Source organism: Paenibacillus sp. FW507-14B1B (assembly GCF_058781425.1).
In genome coordinates this window covers 25,984-44,973 of record NZ_JBYSWS010000001.1, presented here as the reverse complement: position 1 = coordinate 44,973, position 18,990 = coordinate 25,984, and the positions used below count along the sequence as shown (strand labels likewise).

The window sequence follows — 18,990 nt, the reverse complement described above, 5'->3', positions numbered from 1 at the left end:
CTATCTGTTAATTCATTTCAAGGCGAGTATTTATTTCTTTTCTATTTCTTAGGCAATGGAGTAAACAACAGGTTAACAGGCAAATTACTTCCTGGTGCAGCTGTCAGTAAAATCTCAACCTTTTGCTCGTAGTCGCCAGTGCGATACAAGACCGCCATTTCATCTGGCTTAACTTGACCAGCAGAGTAAATCGGCGTAATTGCACCGTTCACCATGGCATAACCGGAATACTTACCACCACGCGGATTAAACGAAACAAGTGTGTTCGGTGCAACACGATCTAAAGTGATTTTGTACAGCACTCCGAAGTTTCCTGTGTTCGAAGCTACTTCTCCGTACATTGGGTCCATACCTGCCAAATTCGGATCATCAATATTATCTCCCAGAGCGAGACGTTGTGCTACATTCCCTACCTGCTCCATATAACGGATCACACGCGTTGAATTTGGGTATGTTCCACGGTTGTGGACCCCGTCTCGATCCAGTAAAGGCAGCTGATCTAGCACAGCTAACGGATCTGATTTCTCATCAATCATAATCACGTCAAACTTCAGTGGAGAATCACTATATAAGTCAGAGAATAGAGAGATAACATCCCCTTTCTTCATTCTCGTCTTGCTCAGCTCCAGCATCACCAGTTTACGTTCACCCGGCTTCAGTGTTATCGTTGATTGCTTGGAACCATCCTGCATGGATTGGAAATAGTTAAGAACTGATTTTTTACCTGCTGCAGTAGCTATGTATGAAGGCCCTGCAAAACCTAAATAATCCGTTCGCAGCGTTGCATCAGTTTCATTAATATTTGTTGCTACAACATACATCTTCACATTCTTCTCAAGATTGTTAACGTGGTGAATCATAAAACGCATATCACCGGCAACCGTTTCCCGATAAACGACACCTTCTGCATTCACGGTTTCCGGGCTATTACTACGTACCAATGTGCTTGTTTCATCTTCAAATGCATAACTGATCTTGGGTCTGGAAGGAACAGATCCGCTATCAAATGTGAACTTCTCCCCTTCGGGAATAAAGAGCATATTAAAGTCATTTTCACTATAAAGTGTTTCATTCGTAATGTTGATCATGGTTTCATAGGAAGCCGTTAACCCTTTGTTATCTGTTACGGTTAATTTGATCGTTTTAGGTCCTGGTGTGAAAAAAGCATACGCTCTGTTCTCCCATTGATGGTTCGTAATCGTGCCATCATCATAACTTTCATCGATGATCTCAATTAACTCACCCATCTTGTACTCAACCTTATCCGTTGTAAATGAAGCGACTGGAGGTTGATTCGGCTGAACGACCGTTATTGTCTGAGAATAAGGATCACTCCAAGTACCGCTTGCATCTTGAACGGAATAAGTAACTATGTATTCTCCTGCCGTATCATAAATATCTTGCTTACCTTCCCACCGTTCATCCACAATCTCTAGTCCAATCGGCGATTCTGTTTCTGTTTTAAAGGTAACCAAAGTTTCGCCCGCCAAAATCTCTTTTTGCTGTACCGTAAATTTAGCTACCGGTTTGGTTTCCAGTGTCATAATCACTCGCTTTCCAACGTTATCTGCTTTGTATGGAATATTAAGAGCTTGTGTGATGGCTGTTAATGGAACCATAAAGGTGCTTTTTGTCTGAAAAGAAGTTCCTTTCATGGTCTTCGTAACACCATTTACCGTATAATTGCTGCTGTCCGTTTTGAAACGAAGTTCGTTACTTCCTTTAATAATAACTGTTTCTTTTGTTTTCTTATCATAAGTCACTTTGAACCCAACACGGTCTACAAGTGCACGAATTGGAACATAAGATACGCCTTTTTTCACTTGCATAGGCTGAGGTGAGTTATAGACTTTTCCACCGTGTTCCATCTTAGTGCTGTTGAAGTAAAGAATAAGTTCATTCATGTTAACTGGTTTCACTGGCGTTACTGGATCTGGTTTCGAAGGATTCCCTTCCTCTTCTGTCGCTCCCTCACTCGTTGTTGGAGGCGTCGTATCTGAACCTTCTTCTTTAGTACCTTCCGTTGCTGTGGAAGATGTTTCTGCTGTTCCTGGTGTCTCCTCAGTAACTTCTGTTGGTTGAGATTTCGTATCTACAGTTTTTTTAGTTTCTTCTGTTGTTTGAGGAGTAGCTTTGGGTACTTCTTGAACAACCTTCTCTTGTGGTACTTCTGTGTTAACTGCTTCCGCTCCGACAGGTATAGCTATAGCAACTTGCGATAATGCTAGAACCGTTACAATCGATAATTTCTTTAGTTTCATTCTCTGACTCCTTCTATCTCTAGTTTTGTTTACCATTTCGTCATATTATTAAACGTCAAAGATAGGAAATAGTTTCTATATTCAGTTAATAAATCTCCAATCGTGTCAATTTATCGAACTTTTTAAAATGAGTGACGTTTGATAAGGATCAACATAAAATACTTTATCCAGGGTCAAACACCTATTTCTCTTCAAAGGAAGGCGGACATAAAGAATGAACTCCTATATGGATTTTACTTCACCAAATGTACAGTACTCCTACGATTTAAGTCAGAATCAATTTTTTAAGAAGGATGATCAGAACTACATCAATGCTCTTTCCATTAAACAATTAAATACATTAGGCAATGTATCATTATTAGATATTTTTCTTAGTAAATCTAATGTTGTTGAACCTCATACGCACCAAAATGCATCAGAACTTGTGTATTGTATATCAGGGGCAGCTATCGTATCCTTAATTAATCCATTTACGAAGACATTAATTAATATCCCAATTCAACCCGGCCAAGTGGCGAATGTCCCTCAGGGTTGGTGGCACTATGAGATTGCGACCGTAGATCATACACACCTCTTGGCCATCTTTGATGCTCCTGTGCCCGAATTTATACCAGGCTCGGATGTCTTGCGTTTAACCCCTGCAAGTATTCTTGCACATACGTACTGTTTAAATGAACAAAGTGTACAAGAAGCCTTCGCTCCTATTCAGGAAACTGTCGTTATTGGACCACCCAATACATGCAATCCTTCACATCGGCAACCATCAAATCCAGATCATTATCAAGGGCAACAGAACATATATCAGCAAAATAACAATTACCACGCACCAACCTGTCCTTACCATTCCGCAAATACAGAGCAGCGGTTTCAACAATATATCGGAAACGGATGGCAGCATAGATAAATAGATAAATAAGAAGGGCGTCTATCAGTTAGCCGATGGATGCCCTATTCTTTTGAACTGACCACAACAATACATTAATTGAATGGCTTCGTCTTTACTGATCCGTTATACATTTAGCTATTCAATAAATCTTCCTTAACGTAATTTTTATGATATAACCATAGATATACTAAACAGAAAAGTGGTGCTCATTGAATATATGGATATCCAACCGAATATACAACAATACTTGAAGCGAATCGGTTACAGCGGCCCTTTGAACCCAAACTTAGAAGTACTCTCGCAATTACAGGAACATCATGTCCATACCGTTCCCTATGAGAACCTTGATATACTAGGCGACGTTCCTATTTCTCTCGACATACCACAACTATTTAATAAAATCGTGACTAAACAGCGCGGAGGTTTCTGTTTTGAACTGAATGCGTTGTTTGGATGGCTATTGCAAGAGCTTGGCTTTAATGTTACGCATTATTTTGGACGTTTCTGGCGGGGAGAAACGAATACGCCTTCTAAACGTAGACATCACATTTTACATATTGAAATCGATAACCGACGTTTCATCGCCGACGTAGGCGCCGGAGCATCCCCTCGGCAACCGTTTGAATTAATTGAAAATATAGAGCATATACAAGGAGATGAGATCTATTTAGTTAAAAAATCAGCTCCATACGGCTGGATGTTATACGAACGAAAACATGGAGAACTAGACCCCATTTATTCCTTTACGGAGGAGCCCAATTTGCCACAAGATTATGACACGACTTCTTATTGGTGTCAGTATTCTCCTGAATCCGTATTTAATAAAGGAGCCAAGGTTTATATACGTACCAAAGACGGCCGTAATACGGTAGATGACCAAGAATTTCGGATTTTTACATCTGGACAAGTCCACATCTTCTCACCATCAACACCTGAAGAGTACGCGCAGGCTCTTATAGAACATTTCGGCATCAAGCTTCCTTTCGAGTTGAAATAATCTGAATATTCTACTGATCATCCTATTTATGGAGAAGCTTTTATCTTATAATGGAAATGGTTGTAATGTGAGAGGAGATCATGTCTATGAATACTAACGATGTCATGAGTAATTTGTTTTCGAAGGAGTTCACAGATAATCCTTATCCGATTTACGACAACTTAAGAAAGAACGACCCATTACTCAAAATGAGGTTTCCCGATGGTAACGTTGGTTGGCTGGTCAGTAGTTATGAAGATGCTGAAACGGTTTTAAAGGACCCACGCTTCATTAAGGATATTACAAAAATTTATGGCGAAGAAGCAGCAAGTGTATTTTCAAGTAACATGTTATTCTCCGATCCACCTGATCACAAGCGGCTGCGTTTACTGATGCAGAAAAGCTTTACTCCTCAGTTAATCGCAGGCATGAGAGATCATATTCAGGATATTGCTGATGATCTGCTCGATGCAGTATCCTCACAAAATCATATGAATCTCATTGATGATTACGCCTTCTTATTGCCAATCATCGTCATTAGTGAATTGCTAGGCGTCCCGCTTGAAGATCGAGATAAATTCAGAGTCTGGTCGAATTCTATCATTGATACTTCCAATCAGGATACGAGCGAAGATATTGTCATCCAGCATATGGACGAATTCGTTAAGTATCTTGGAGAATGGTTCTCAAAAGTACGTGAAAATCCAGGGAATGACTTGATCAGTCAGTTGCTTCTTGCTGAAGAACAAGATGATCGTCTAAGTGAGCAGGAGTTGTACGGAGTCGTTATTCTGATGATCATTGCAGGCCATGAGACGACCGTAAATTTAATTGGCAATGGCGTATTAGCCCTACTTGAACATCCAGAACAACGTAAGTTACTTCAAGATCAGCCTGAACTGATTCATGGCGCGATTGAAGAGATGCTAAGATTTAACGGCCCGGTTGAATTTAGTACTTCTCGCTGGGCAAGTGAAGATTTCGAGTTTAGAGGGGTGCAGATGACTCGGGGGGATTTGGTCATTGTTTCGCTTAATTCCGCTAATCGAGATCCTCGGCAGTTTAATGATCCTGACATTTTCAATATTACTCGAGAGAAAAGCCAGCATCTCGCGTTCGGAAAGGGGATTCACTTATGTCTAGGTGCACCACTTGCTCGTCTAGAAGCAGAAATTGCTATCAACACCTTGTTACAGCGTTTTCCGAACATCCAGCTTCGAGACAACATACAAGATCTTGAGTGGAGACCTGGCATGCTAGTTCGAGGTGTGAAGGAACTTCCGTTATCTCTCAACAATTAAGAATGCATGTGTAACCTGACTCTTCTAGCTCATAAAAAGAACGCCGCACTCCAACTACAGCGTGCGGCGTTTCATGATTTCAGCGCAATGATCGAGTAAGTAACAGAACGATCGGTTATGACCAATGAAGAATGATGATACATCATATCGATTTCGATCAGACTCATAAGTGAGTAGAGCACGATGTTTCATCACATCCCGTATGATCCAGGTAAACTGTTCAGCAGCTTCTCCATCCAAGAAAGTGACATATGCATATAACGAATGCTCTATAGGTTCATCTAATGGACTCACACCGGCACACGAAAATTCAGTCTGAACTCCGATCTGGTTGAGCTTATATAGGGCCGAATAGATCTCAAGATCCACCTCGACCCCATTAAACATTGTAGTTCTTTTCGGATGTCTACGTATTTTAGGGGCACGATCCCATTCTTTCAGTTCTCTCTTCCGGCGTCTCCAATACTCTTCGGTGTGTGAGCTAAGAAGCACTTCACCCGTTGTATCTACCTGATCATTAATCATGTGAAATCTTCCCTCTCGTTATTAACCGTTATATTATTATATTCCTGCTCTCGATGCACAGGATGCGGAGCCCAACCATGTATGTGGATTACCTGCCCAACACCAGCCAAGCTTAGGTTTCCCTCCGCTAATCCACAAAGCTGTTACCCTCTTATCTCCACACCGTGATCCAAGCAGAGAGAATCCTTTATTTTTCATTAACATATCCGGATAATGCGTTATAACCGCAACTCCCTCTTCCAGTGTCAATGGCGAGCGATTCTCGTTAATGATTATTTTAATAGCCTCGTTGGGCGTAATATTACGAGTGGACTCCCCAGTATCGATATCCAAGACCAGATAAGCCATTCCATTCGGTAATTGAATGCCCTCAATCGGCTTGAATCTTTCAACCTCTTCTGCTTCCATCACGCTAAAGCCCTTTTTATTATTTCGCTCTACGAGTCCCATCGCTAATTCCCCATTCACCCAATCCCCCTTGATGACAATCACAAAGGGAATACGTTCTTCTAATTCTTTCAGAGTAATAGAGGCATCGATGACAGCTCGAAGTGGTTCTAATCTCTTCTTGAACCCTTCTGGTTCAAGGTCAATTAAAGCAGGATATCCTTTATTAATTAAATTCTCAACTTGACGGTCAAATTCTTTATTCAACATATATTGCGTATCCCTTCTTTCCATAGAACAACTCTAGGTAGCATAGATCATCATGTCGAAGGACTACCATTCGAGCTCAATTGATTGTACTATTTCATCTTACAACATTCATGCTAATTGTAAACTTGACGAAGTAAATCATTGATGTTATCCATGTAATGTCGTAATAGTTTAGAAGGGACTTTAATGTTTATTAAAAGTGGATTGATCGTTGTTGCACCCGATTGTTGAAAATACTAGGCTGGTCTTTCGATCAACAATCCCATAACCTCTGAACTGATATTAACTGTTTATCTTCGAATTCAACCTCATAAATATCTGGTTTTGAAGTCTGTTGCCAGAATTGAAATCCGTAATTCGAGTCGAAGTAATTCATAATAATCGTCATGATATTACCATGTGTTCCAATGACAATTCTCTTCCCTTGGTAATCCGATAGTAATTTAAAGATGACAGGCATAGCCCTCTCTTGAGCTTGTCTAGTTGTCTCTCCTTCAGGCATACAATAATCTTTATCCGTAAATGATCGTTCGATCGCGTTAATTAGCTCCTCTTCAGATATTGCTTCATTTAGGGTAGCGATAGGCCTTTCAATGAGCTCGTTGTACAAAATGATGTCTTTATATAGCAGCTCGGCAAGTGGTAATACCGTTTCTCTAGCCCGATGGTGGGAACTGGAGACAATAACATCAATCCGCTTATCTTCTAACAAGGTTGCCACTCTTTGCGCATCTGATTGCCCTTGCTCATTAAGTCTTGCTCCGCCTGATGTTTTCTCTTGTTCTAATGAAAATGGAGCGATGCCGTGCCTGACAAAATAAATCGTCGTTTTCATTTGCCCACCCTCTCCTAAATCCCCAATATTAAAATCATTTTCCTTCAATATATGATCAATGTAAAGATCGAAAAAAGCCGTGGATTAGCTATTATATTCAGCTAACACACGGCGCTTATACTTTTCAATTCTAATATCATTATATGAAATATGAATTATGCCTCTTCTACAGCAAGCCCATCAAGTGCTTGCTTGGCAAGAATACGTGCTTCTTCAACCGTATCAGCCGTGGATAAAGCAACGGCCATTCTCCGACCCAATTTACTCACAGGCTTACCAAATATACGAACCTGGGTGTTTGAAACAGATAGTGCTTTCTCCACACCGGTAATTTGATAATTCTCCAATTCCTTATCTGCTTTCAAGGGGCGACTGGCACCCGGTAATAATTGAATAATTTCCGGAATAGGATAGCCTAGAATTGCGCGAACGTGAAGAGCAAACTCGGATAGATTTTGAGTGACTAGGGTTACTAATCCTGTATCATGCGGGCGAGGGGAAACTTCGCTAAAATACACTTTATCTTCTGTTAAGAATAATTCAACACCAAACAGACCATATCCGCCCAATTCATCCGTAATCGTTCTAGCAATATGCTTAGCTTCTTCAAGTTGTTCATCAGTCATATGATGTGGTTGCCAGGATTCAATGTAATCCCCGCTCTCTTGAATATGCCCAATAGGTGCACAGTAGCTCGTTCCATTCACGCTGCGGACCGTTAGAAGTGTAATTTCAGATTCAAAACGGATGAACTCTTCAATGATGACCCGACCATTCTGAACCCGTCCTCCCTCCATGGCAATGCTCCAACATTTCTCAATGTCCTTCTCCTCACGGCAAACGCTTTGTCCCTTACCTGACGAGCTCATTAGTGGCTTAATGACACAGGGATAGCCCATCTCATGGACCGCTTGAACAAATTCTTCATATGTATCCGCAAATTTATAACCTGCTGTTGGCAGACCAAGCTTCTCTGAAGCTAGTCGTCTAATCCCCTCACGATCCATCGTCAGTTTAGCTGCCCTTGCGGTAGGGATTACCCGATGGCCTTCCTCCTCAAGTTTTAACAATTCAGAAGTCGCTAAAGCCTCAATTTCTGGAACGATAAGATCCGGCTTTTCCAGTTCAATAATTTCACGTAATTTCTGTTCATCTAGCATATCAATCACATAGCTTCGGTTCGCTACCTGCATAGCAGGTGCATGTTCATAACGGTCAACGGCAACCGTCTCAACCCCTAATCGCTGCGCTTCAATAATGACTTCCTTCCCCAGTTCACCAGAGCCGAGTAATAACATTTTTTTAGTCTGTAACATTGGCTATCCCTCACTTTATTTGGATTGATCTACAATGAAATGTAGATAAATAAAAAGAGGCAAGGAGAAAGAAACTCCTTACCTCTGCCCAGGCGTACGGCCACTGCCAACAATGTGCTCCCTCATGGTTCCCCATGTTCCGCCAGTTACACATTAGCATTTCAATTGTCATGTAAATCATACTGAAATAATCGTCTATTTGCAAATAGATTCAACAAAAAAAGCCGCTATATAGCGGTTTTTTTTGTATGTATGACCCGAAAAGTTTAATCTTCAGAGTCAACATTATGGAACACTTGCTGAACATCCTCTAAATCCTCAAGTGCGTCAATCAGTTTCTCAAACTGTGGCATTGCGTCTTCCGGAAGCTCGACATAATTTTGTGGCAGCATCGTTAATTCAGCAACCGTAAATTCTGTAATACCAACATTTCTGAACGCTTCTTGAACCTCGTGAAATTGATCTGGTTCCGCATATACAATAACAGAATCTTCTTCTTCCATGATATCACGAACCTCAACATCAGCTTCCATCAACAATTCGAATACCTCGTCCAATGTTTTGCCTTTTACACCTATTACAGCAGTCGCATCAAACATATATGCTACTGATCCGCTCACGCCCATGTTTCCGCCGTTCTTGTTAAAGGCAGAACGCACATCAGAAGCTGTACGGTTTACGTTATTCGTCAATGTATCAACAATAACCATTGCCCCGTTAGGTCCAAAACCTTCATAACGAAGCTCCGTATACGTTTCTTCTGAACTTCCTTTTGCTTTATCCATAGCACGATCGATAATTGCTTTTGGTACGTTATACGTTTTGGCCCGTTCAAGAACGACTTTCAAAGCACGGTTTGATTCGGGATCCGGCTCGCCTTTTTTGGCTGCTACATAGATTTCAACTCCAAATTTCGCATAAATACGACTTGTATTTGCATCCTTTGAAGCTTTCTTTTCTTTGATATTATTCCATTTACGACCCATGATGTTCCCGCTTTCTTTATAAATTTTACTTTCCTATTATAGCATCATACTCGGTTATGAAAAAACCACTGATCTGAAACATTTTGTTTACCATCACCACACATATATTATAGTTGTTCAGTTTCTACATATACAAATATGTTAATCTCGTTACCTTCGACTAATCGCTGCCTGCTCATGTACCCGTTCGGTATTTTTAAATAATGGAGCCAGCACAATGGAACCTATAATAAACAATATTCCACTAGCGCTAAACACGATGAATAAGGAAGATTGCTCCTTCAAGAAACCAGAGAATGACATTCCAAGAACCATCATCCCCATAAAAATAGGTGTTATCGCTCCTCCAACTCTTCCGATATAAGCGGTCTCCGTGTTCTTCATAATAAGTGTTTGAATCCCCACTTGAATGCATGGGTAGAAGAATCCACTGATCATCTGAAGCAATATCGTCACCCACACGACGCTCGATGCCCCAATACCTACTGTGACAATTGCACTTACAACAAGACCGAGTGCAAGCATAAGTTGAGGTTTCATTTTGGCAACTAAACTCATAATGACTGCTCCACCTACCAGCATAGCGCCACCATTTGCCATAAGAAGCCACTGTAAGAACTCTTTATCCCTTCCTAACTTCTCGATCGTAATAAATAGCATCAAAGGCTGAATCATTCCCACCGCGAGCCCGCTTGCTGCAAATGAAACACTTAATGTTCTCAAAGATACATTATTCCAAAGATATTGAAGCCCCTCTTTCATCTCGCCCATAAAGCTGCTCTTCTCTCTAGTTACTCCCTGCTGATCACGTGGAAGTCTGGTCAGAATAAGTGCGGACACAAAAAACATAAGAGCTGTCAAACCAAGAGAAACCTCTATTCCATAATTCAGGAATATAAATGTACCGATTACAGGACCAAGTACCATGAAAATTGCCATTAATGATTGAGATAGTGCCATAACACCTTGAACCTGGTCACTGGGTACATGCTCTTTATAGAACCTCATGGCCGACGGCTGCCAAAATTGAGACAAGCTAGATGAAATCAAAGTCCCCAAGAGCAGCGTGTACCATCCACCAAAATTCAATGCGAGCATCACGGCAACGACAGATAGTCCCGAAAGTACATCACACCATACCATCGTCCTTTTTGGCTTCCAACGATCTGCAAATGTCCCTCCTATAATGGCAAAGATAAAGATGGGGGCATATTCTACCACAGAAATAAGAGATACATATAAGGGGTCGTTATTCGTGAGGTTTGTAACATATAACAAAATCGCAAAATTTCTTATCCATATGCCAAGCTGGAGAAACACACTCGAGAGCATGATGGTTTGCACATAACGATTCTTCAACATACTAGATCAATCCTTTTCTTTAAATTGGACTTGCTTCAACATCCTGGCCTTCCTGATGTCCACATATTACTCGTGTCATCTTTCGTAACCTCCTCGTTCAAGTCTGTAGTCATTATATGGTGCTAATTAATGAAAAGCAACGTTTTTTTGGTTATTTTTATAAACATTTACTGTTTATATCTATTATAAAATAAACAAATACTTATTATGTTTATTGATTGAACATTCTCAAAGTGTGAAGGTATATGCTCAATGAATTTGATCTAATCTCAGTCGGAGGGTAAGATATATACACAATAAAGAACGAGAGGCATGATGAAAATATGATAAAAAATGAGAAGATTAAAGCACTTGAAGTTGAGCTGACGGGTGTCAACGGAGAAGCTCTGGGGATCGTCCCTACGGCGCAAGCGCTTGAAATGGCTCGTAAAATGAAAGTGGATCTAGTCTGCACATCTTTATTTAGCAGTCCTCCACCTTGTCGCCTAGTGGCTTCCGGAGCAATTAAAGAAGAGCGTCAACAAGCACGCAAGAAAGAACAACCCGCAAAAACAAAAGAGATCCGGCTTACACCAAATATCGAGGAACATGATTATGAAACGAAGAAAAATCAAGCTGAGAAGCTGCTTCGTGCAGGCAATTCCGTATCACTCGTTGTCCGAATTCAGGGAAAAGAAGGAGCAAAGGCTAAAAGTCTCCTTGAAGAACTCATACAAGACTTGAAAGACGTCGGGCAGAAGAAGACAGGTATTCAAGTAAGTGGTAAACAAGCAATGGTTGAGCTTGAAGCGAAGTAATTTTTCTTATTTCTTAAGTTTCTTCACTTGGTGAAAGATCGTCATGATCGCAGACAACAAAGGGGCAGTCTACTAGTCTTTCGACCTTTAAGACCGCCCCTCTATCGGAATAGGGATACACTACGTAAACATTTTCTAGAGATACTTCTTGGAGGCCAAACTATTGCACGTACAACTGAAAGAACAGAACAACCATCAAGAAATCACTGTCATGGATACTCAAGAATTATATGGAGAGAAGGGGAATTTTCGAGTATTACAGTTCTCTGGTAACGCCATTCAAGGCGCACTGGATTTGGATCAACCTAAGCGTATACTATTCGAATACCCTAGGGCGATTATCCATCTTGTCGAATGGAATGATCCGACTCTTGAAGATATTTTCATTATCGGTCATGGCATTGGGACCTTATCAGGTTATTTCTCGAATAAGCGCTGTAAAGTAGCAGAACTCAGTGCTCCGATCGTTCATCTTAGTCGCCAGTATTTTGGCTATAATCAGGATAATATTATCATTGGTGATGGACGTGCCATACTCGAAAACGAACAAAATGAGGGTCTAGATTATATCGTCGTTGACGCTTTTACGGATAAAGGGACACCTCATCATCTTGTGTCATGGGAATTCTTCCGAACTGCATCAGAAAAGCTTGATGAACAAGGTTCAATTATCCTAAATCTTATAGGAAGAAGTGAAAACGACTCTTTCATTCATGCCATCCATACCACAGCTTCCGATATTTTCCCTTATGTAAAATCCTTTTCCCTTCCTGTTCAGGATTCTACTGATACCCAAAATATACTGATCATGGCTAGCAAAATCCCAATTACGTTCCAATCTAAACACCTAGCGGGATTCTCAGAGGTACAATTCAGTGAAGGATATATCATTTGGGACTAAGACCAAACAAAAACATCGCCTTTTCGGCGATGTTTTATGGTTAAGATTGATTGATGCTGTACCTAAAGATTACGCTTGTTCAACTGTACTTGGGTCCATATAGACTACTTCCCATAAATGACCGTTAATATCTTCGAAACTCCTACTGTACATAAAGCCGTGATCCACTGGATCATTAGTTGGTTGTCCACCCGCTGCCAGAGCTTTATTTACAATCTCATCCACCTGTTCTCTGTTCTCCGCAGAAATTGCTATGATCACTTCAGTAGAATTCGATGAATCAGAAATCTCTTTTTTCGTGAAGGTTTTGAAATAATCTTCAACTAATAACATTACATAAATATGTTCACTGATTACCATACAAGTTGCGTTCTCATTTGTGAACTGAGGATTAAACTCAAACCCGATCTCCGTGAAAAATTCAACCGTCTTGTTAAGATCTTTTACTGGTAAGTTTACAAATATTTTATCCGCTTTTAAAGCCATAATACGTTCACCTCTTCATTAGTATGTGTTACTCATCCCTTGTTTTCTCGTTGTTATTCGCATCATAACATAGGATTCATCATATTATTTCTTCTCGATTGCTATTTCCGAATACTGCGGTGAAATTCGATTCAGAAAACTGCTCATAAGTAAAGGAAGTGAAATCAAAATGGGTGGATCATCTAAACGAGGTGGATACAGCATAATCTGCTGAAATGGCACACGATTTTCATTATTCACAACAATTGGCACTCTAGACCTTGTTCGAAGTGTAAATTTAGGAAGTAATATATCCGTTAAGTTTGTGCTCCAAGCTAGAGTCGTTGCCATTAAATAGTATGTACCTGGTTTAACATTTGCAAATGAGAAATAACCTAAAGATGATAGTAACGTTCCGTGGATCGGTATTCCTTCAGGTATCGGTTTAGGGAATAATCCAATCAATATAACACCTTCAAAGTGTTCCGTTGCATGTACCATACCTTCAACTTGACCACAAGGATCGGCGTTCATATTTTCAGGTACCCAAGATTGAATCTGCTGGAGTGAGGAGAAAAAGCTTGAAGCATGTTCGGCTGAATTTCGAAACTGAGAAGGAGACATACCCACTCGTTCCGTAAATCTTGTGGTAAACGTTCCGAGGCTCTGTTGACCTATTTCGAGTGCAATATCACGCACTGTCAAATTACTCTGCAAGAGCAAGTCCTTCGCCTTTTGTAACCGAATAGAAGAGACATAATATAATGGGGATAGCCCTACTCTCTCCTTAAAGATTCGAGAGAAATGATAAGGACTATATGAGATATGCTGAGCGAGACGAGACAATGGAAGCGGATCATAGATGTGCTTATGAATATAAGCAATCACTTCATCGATTTCTGAATATAAATCTGACATCGATTCCTCCTACTTGGACTTAGATTCCAATAACCAAGAACAATCGTTCCCTAAAGATACTAGCATAAACTCGAAACACCGAAAATACTTATAATTGAATTTCAAATAAAAAAAGCCCTGATCGCTATTCAAGCGACAGAGCTGTAGCCTGTATTGTACTAGATCCCGAAGTTATTCAAATCGATAAGTCCAAAATGTTTCTCTAGCAAATCGTTTGTTAATTTCTTCTGGGCTCATTTGTTTGCTACCTAATAACTCAGCAGCTTGGAACTGTGACCGATGAGATTTAATAGAATTCATCTTCGCTTCAATATAAGCAGTCACATCAATAGACACATCTGCTTTGCCTAATGCTTCCTCACAATTTCGAGCGAAGGCAATACACAGAACCGTTGGTTGCTCTTGCTTCGGTAACTTCTGTATTGTCCGAACAACAGCCGCGCCAGTGGCATCATGGTCTGGGTGCACGCTGTATCCAGGATAAAAAGTATATACAAGTGTCGGTTGAATTTCTTTTAATAATTGATCAATAACGCCATCCAGAAATTCAGGATCTTCAAATTCAATCGTTTTATCATGAAATCCTAGCATTCTCAAGTCTTGGATGCCAATAGCACGGCAAGACTCTTCCAACTCGACTTTACGAATTGAAGGAAGTGTAATACGATTCGCAATCAGAGGGGTTCCCATATTGCGTCCCATCTCACCCAATGTTAGACATGCATAAGTGACATGGTCTCCTTGATCTATATGCTTGGCCAGCGTGCCTGAGAGGCCGAAAGCCTCATCATCTGGATGGGGTAATACAACCAGTATGCGTTGATTCATTCTTTCTCATCTCCTGTTCTTTAGAAGGGTTCCCGGCTTAATTGCAATGCAACAACGAGCTTACCTTGACTATCATGACCTGCCATGACCAGTCGTTCAGACTCATTCTTGTCATAATGGGTCAAACCTTCTGCGTAAATCCAGCCATGCTCCATCTTTAATCCAACCCGAAATGTTCCATTTCCTGAAATAGATCCATGAGTGTAACGGATTTGGGCATTTGTAATAAAATTGGCAGCAGGATGTTTGGAAATATCGTGATGGGAAGCATAAGCCCCCGTAGTAAGCTCAAGATGTATATAAAGATCTTGATCTGTCAGCTTATCGATCATGTTTTGAACTTCTGTTTGATGAATGAGCTCCATAATTCCCTCCGTATTTAAATCGTAGAATACATACATATTAGTTATCACTAATATGATTATTTTAGCATACTTATTTATAAAGAAAAAACGAAACTTCATATTTGTATGAACGTTACTTTAAAAAAGAAAGAGAGAAAACGATTACATTTTTGTGTGTTTATTCAAAAAATAAGGGCACGGAAAATGAAGAGAACTTCATTTTTCATGCCCTTATTCGAAAGCTTATCTATTAGATTGATCCTAAACCGTTCTTGACCAATGTCTATGCGCTGTGATGGCTTCTAGCAAGCTTTTCCCGAAATTTTGAATGTCGCCGTCCATTTCAGAAATTACAATTCCCGGCCCCTCCGTTTTCGGTAACAACTCAGCCCCTTCACCAATAGCTCCAATGGGTTTGAAATGTTGATAGGCTTCTTTTACAAAATCAATGACCTTAGGTTCAGTAAGCAGGTTATCCACGCTCTGTCTGCCCCCTGCTACAAGTACTGCATCAAATAAAACAGAATCTGCGCCGAGAAGTGAGTGCTTCACTTCAAGTCTGTTTACACCGTCACTTGTAACATAACCCAGTTTTGGACTCACGATTTCAGCTTGTACTCCCGCTTCCATCAACGTTTGAAGCACACTTGTTAACGCCTCATCCTGATAACCATCTCCAACAAGAACAGAAACTTTACGTGTGACCGGTGTATGGATTGCGTTCATGATACTTAACGCAGGAGATGACTGCGTAGAAGCAGATCCCTTCGCCTCGGGAGGAATCGTTCCAAGACCATCTGAAATACGAATAGCCAAATCTCCATCCACATTTGCGAACATATCTACTACATTCTGACGAATCTCTTTGCTCTGTACCTTCCCAAGTTCGAACTGGAATGCGGATACAATATGTTGTTTCTCTACATCGGACATGCTATTCCAGAACAGCGCCGCCTGACTATAGTGGTCTTTGAAGCTTTCACTCCGCTGACGAACCTTGCGTCCCTCTACTTTTTCCGTATAATGCTCATATCCCCCTTGATCCGCAGGAACCGGACGTGGAGAATTATTGGCAATACCATTCTTATGATAGCTTACTTGACCTGGATTAATCGTCATACGGTGCATACCGTCCCGCTGATTGTTATGAACAGGCACGATCGGTCGGTTGATCGGAATCTCGTGGAAGTTCGGACCCCCCAGCCTTGACAATTGCGTATCCGTATATGAGAATAGTCGTCCTTGAAGTAGTGGATCATTGGTAAAATCAATACCAGGAACCACATGACCTGGATGGAAGGCAATTTGCTCCGTTTCTGCAAAGAAATTATCTGTATTTCGATTTAATGTCATTTTACCGATGATGCGTACTGGAATCAATTCCTCCGGCCACAGCTTCGTTGGATCAAGAATATCAAAGTCGAAGTTAAACTCTTCATCTTCTTTGATCATTTGAATCCCTAGTTCGAACTCAGGATAATTCCCCGTATCAATGGCATCCCACAAATCGCGGCGATTAAAGTCCGGATCTTTACCTGCCAGCTTTTGTGTCTCATCCCATACCAAAGAATGCGTACCAAGTGTCGGCTTCCAGTGGAACTTCACGAAATGTGCTTCGCCCGCTTCATTAATAAAGCGGAATGTATGTACGCCGAAGCCCTCCATCATTCGTAAGCTGCGAGGAAGAGAGCGGTCAGACATAGCCCACATCACCATATGAGCACTCTCTGTATTGTTAGCAACGAAATCCCAGAATGTATCGTGTGCCGATTGGGCTTGAGGTATCTCATTATGCGGTTCAGGCTTTACGGCATGAATGAAATCAGGGAATTTCATCGCATCTTGAATGAAAAATACAGGCATATTATTTCCGACTAGGTCGTAGTTACCTTCTTCTGTATAGAACTTCGTAGCAAAGCCTCTTACGTCCCTAACCGTATCCGCTGAACCTCTGGAACCTGCTACGGTTGAGAACCGAACAAATACAGGTGTTTGAACAGAAGGATCTTGAAGGAACTTAGCTTTTGTATATTCTTTCATCGATTCATAAACTTGAAAATATCCATGCGCCCCGAAGCCTCTAGCGTGAACAATTCGCTCAGGTATACGTTCATGGTCGAAGTGAGTCATCTTCTCTCTGAAATGGAAATCTTCCATTAATGTAGGTCCACGGTCTCCTACCTTCAGAGAATGTTCATCCTCAGACACCGTTAACCCTTGATTCGTCGTCATCTTCTTCCCGTCATTATGAACCCGAAATTCTTCCAGTTGTTCATCTTTGCTAGTTCTGTTCTCGTTGTTTGAATTTTCGCGATTGTTCATTTGTGTTCAACCTCCAGTTCAAAAATAGGTGAGCATCCGACGATGTGAGTTTTAATAATTGCAAAGGTACATCAGCTCGCTGAGTTATTACCCGACTAAGGAAGTTACGAATCCATCTTCACGAATTCTTCATGAGATAACGCAAAAACACGTGCAGACAAGCTGCACGTGTTAAATAATCAACATCTCGTATTCGATTAAGCTTTCTCCCATCGCTCTTTGAAAAATCTGGCATACACGCGTGTTACTACAATTTTGATCACCATATATACAGGAATAACGACGATAATCCCGACAATACCGAACAAATCACCACCTGCAAATACTAATACAATAGTCGTTAATGGATGAATATCCAGCTGTTTTCCGAAAATGTATGGCGCAATGAGATTATCTTGAATTTGCTGAGCCACAAGTATAATTACAAGTGACCAAATAGCTACTGAAGGTGATTCCACCAACCCTATAATCACAATAGGTACTGACGAAAGGATCGCACCTACAAACGGAATGAAGTTCATAATTACCGCGATGACGGTGAGCAGAAGAGCATAAGGCAGGCCGATGATGATAAAACCAATATACATGAGAACACCAAGTGCCAAGTTCACTAGCACTCTACCTACAATAAAGTTACTAAGTGCCTTGTCGATATCATTCATCGTTTCAGTTCCCTCTTCACGAAACCGCTTTGGCATAAAACTAACAATTTTCTGACCAAACTTTCCGCCTTCTTTTAACATATAGTAAAGGAAGATTGGGAAGGTGAAGAGAATAATTGCAAAGTTCGATAATACCGAGAATAAACTCGTTATATAGTTGGAAAGTAAGACAAACCCTTTGTTAAGATACTCTGTAATTTGCGTGAGCATATTCTTATCTTCAGGGAAAATACTTGAGAGGAATGGGTAATCTTCCAGCTTCTCTAATTGCTTCGCAAGGGCATTAAACAGATAAGGTGCGTTCCGTTCCAGAGCATCAATCTGTTTGCTTAGAGATGGCCATACACCGAGTATAAACCCTGTCAAAATAACAGCAATCACGACATACAGTAGTATAATCGCTAAAGATCTATTCAGTTTCTTCCTCTCCAGAAAGTTAACCAGCGGCCTCAATAAATAATAGAAGAAGCCTGACAGCAATACGGGAACAATGATGAGTAAACTGAATAAGGCGAGTACTGGTTTGAATATGAAATCAACCAAGGAACCCAAGTAAATAATAATCAAGACTAAGATGACACCAATACAAACTTTATAGAACTTATTCATGCTAATCTGCGCGGCCCCCAACTTCAATTTATGTACATT

18 protein-coding genes and 1 riboswitch are annotated in these 18,990 nt (G+C 40.7%); of the genes, 5 read left to right on the top strand and 13 right to left on the bottom strand.

Annotation, left to right across the window (positions count from 1 at the left end):
* Nucleotides 1-41: 41 nt before the first annotated feature.
* Nucleotides 42-2,261 (bottom strand): stalk domain-containing protein, encoded by a 2,220-nt coding sequence (locus tag AC3WJJ_RS00210; RefSeq protein WP_492536916.1) that lies wholly within the window; start codon nucleotides 2,259-2,261, stop codon nucleotides 42-44.
* A gap of 214 nt (nucleotides 2,262-2,475) precedes the next feature.
* Here AC3WJJ_RS00210 and AC3WJJ_RS00205 point away from each other — a divergent pair, with 214 nt between their 5' ends.
* From AC3WJJ_RS00205 to AC3WJJ_RS00195, 3 genes are all read left to right on the top strand, one after another.
* Nucleotides 2,476-3,165, top strand: coding sequence for a cupin domain-containing protein (locus tag AC3WJJ_RS00205; protein ID WP_492536914.1), 690 nt, complete (start codon nucleotides 2,476-2,478; stop codon nucleotides 3,163-3,165).
* Nucleotides 3,166-3,421: 256 nt separating this feature from the next.
* Complete coding sequence (locus tag AC3WJJ_RS00200) at nucleotides 3,422-4,144, top strand: arylamine N-acetyltransferase family protein (RefSeq protein WP_492536912.1); 723 nt, start codon at nucleotides 3,422-3,424, stop codon at nucleotides 4,142-4,144.
* 86 nt (nucleotides 4,145-4,230) lie between these two features.
* Nucleotides 4,231-5,424, top strand: a complete 1,194-nt coding sequence (locus AC3WJJ_RS00195) for a cytochrome P450 family protein (protein ID WP_492536910.1) — start codon at nucleotides 4,231-4,233, stop codon at nucleotides 5,422-5,424.
* 54 nt (nucleotides 5,425-5,478) lie between these two features.
* Here AC3WJJ_RS00195 and AC3WJJ_RS00190 read toward each other — a convergent pair whose 3' ends face one another.
* The 6 genes from AC3WJJ_RS00190 to AC3WJJ_RS00165 all read right to left on the bottom strand — a co-directional run bounded on the left by AC3WJJ_RS00190 (nucleotide 5,479) and on the right by AC3WJJ_RS00165 (nucleotide 11,105).
* Nucleotides 5,479-5,949 (bottom strand): hypothetical protein, encoded by a 471-nt coding sequence (locus tag AC3WJJ_RS00190; RefSeq protein ID WP_492536909.1) that lies wholly within the window; start codon nucleotides 5,947-5,949, stop codon nucleotides 5,479-5,481.
* A gap of 36 nt (nucleotides 5,950-5,985) precedes the next feature.
* The gene (locus AC3WJJ_RS00185; RefSeq protein WP_492536907.1) at nucleotides 5,986-6,606 is read right to left on the bottom strand and encodes a DUF5701 family protein; all 621 of its coding nucleotides are present in this window, start codon (nucleotides 6,604-6,606) and stop codon (nucleotides 5,986-5,988) included.
* Nucleotides 6,607-6,859: 253 nt separating this feature from the next.
* Complete coding sequence (locus tag AC3WJJ_RS00180) at nucleotides 6,860-7,441, bottom strand: histidine phosphatase family protein (RefSeq protein WP_492536905.1); 582 nt, start codon at nucleotides 7,439-7,441, stop codon at nucleotides 6,860-6,862.
* Between the two features lie 155 nt (nucleotides 7,442-7,596).
* The gene (purT, locus tag AC3WJJ_RS00175) at nucleotides 7,597-8,757 is read right to left on the bottom strand and encodes a phosphoribosylglycinamide formyltransferase 2 (protein ID WP_492536903.1); all 1,161 of its coding nucleotides are present in this window, start codon (nucleotides 8,755-8,757) and stop codon (nucleotides 7,597-7,599) included.
* 79 nt (nucleotides 8,758-8,836) lie between these two features.
* Nucleotides 8,837-8,917, bottom strand: a riboswitch (ZMP/ZTP riboswitch).
* Between the two features lie 106 nt (nucleotides 8,918-9,023).
* Nucleotides 9,024-9,743, bottom strand: a complete 720-nt coding sequence (locus tag AC3WJJ_RS00170; protein ID WP_492536901.1) for a YebC/PmpR family DNA-binding transcriptional regulator — start codon at nucleotides 9,741-9,743, stop codon at nucleotides 9,024-9,026.
* 150 nt (nucleotides 9,744-9,893) lie between these two features.
* On the bottom strand, nucleotides 9,894-11,105 hold the full coding sequence (locus AC3WJJ_RS00165) for an MFS transporter (RefSeq protein WP_492536899.1): 1,212 nt from the start codon (nucleotides 11,103-11,105) through the stop codon (nucleotides 9,894-9,896).
* A gap of 323 nt (nucleotides 11,106-11,428) precedes the next feature.
* On the opposite strand from AC3WJJ_RS00165, the gene infC reads away from it, so the two are divergent.
* Both infC and AC3WJJ_RS00155 read left to right on the top strand, forming a co-directional pair.
* Nucleotides 11,429-11,902, top strand: coding sequence for a translation initiation factor IF-3 (infC, locus tag AC3WJJ_RS00160; RefSeq protein WP_492536897.1), 474 nt, complete (start codon nucleotides 11,429-11,431; stop codon nucleotides 11,900-11,902).
* A 163-nt stretch (nucleotides 11,903-12,065) separates the two neighbouring features.
* Entirely contained in the window at nucleotides 12,066-12,803 is a 738-nt protein-coding gene (locus AC3WJJ_RS00155; RefSeq protein ID WP_492536895.1) for a spermidine synthase, read from the top strand.
* A gap of 69 nt (nucleotides 12,804-12,872) precedes the next feature.
* On the opposite strand, the gene AC3WJJ_RS00150 is transcribed toward AC3WJJ_RS00155, so the two are convergent.
* From AC3WJJ_RS00150 to AC3WJJ_RS00125, 6 genes are all read right to left on the bottom strand, one after another.
* Nucleotides 12,873-13,289, bottom strand: a complete 417-nt coding sequence (locus AC3WJJ_RS00150; RefSeq protein WP_422656973.1) for a VOC family protein — start codon at nucleotides 13,287-13,289, stop codon at nucleotides 12,873-12,875.
* Nucleotides 13,290-13,373: 84 nt separating this feature from the next.
* Entirely contained in the window at nucleotides 13,374-14,186 is an 813-nt protein-coding gene (locus AC3WJJ_RS00145; protein WP_492536892.1) for a helix-turn-helix transcriptional regulator, read from the bottom strand.
* Nucleotides 14,187-14,357: 171 nt separating this feature from the next.
* Nucleotides 14,358-15,014, bottom strand: coding sequence for a bacillithiol biosynthesis deacetylase BshB2 (bshB2, locus tag AC3WJJ_RS00140; protein WP_422656975.1), 657 nt, complete (start codon nucleotides 15,012-15,014; stop codon nucleotides 14,358-14,360).
* A 20-nt stretch (nucleotides 15,015-15,034) separates the two neighbouring features.
* On the bottom strand, nucleotides 15,035-15,379 hold the full coding sequence (locus AC3WJJ_RS00135) for a YojF family protein (protein WP_422656976.1): 345 nt from the start codon (nucleotides 15,377-15,379) through the stop codon (nucleotides 15,035-15,037).
* Between the two features lie 240 nt (nucleotides 15,380-15,619).
* Complete coding sequence (locus AC3WJJ_RS00130) at nucleotides 15,620-17,680, bottom strand: catalase (RefSeq protein ID WP_492536889.1); 2,061 nt, start codon at nucleotides 17,678-17,680, stop codon at nucleotides 15,620-15,622.
* Nucleotides 17,681-17,877: 197 nt separating this feature from the next.
* Nucleotides 17,878-18,951, bottom strand: coding sequence for an AI-2E family transporter (locus AC3WJJ_RS00125; protein WP_492536887.1), 1,074 nt, complete (start codon nucleotides 18,949-18,951; stop codon nucleotides 17,878-17,880).
* Nucleotides 18,952-18,990: the final 39 nt, after the last annotated feature.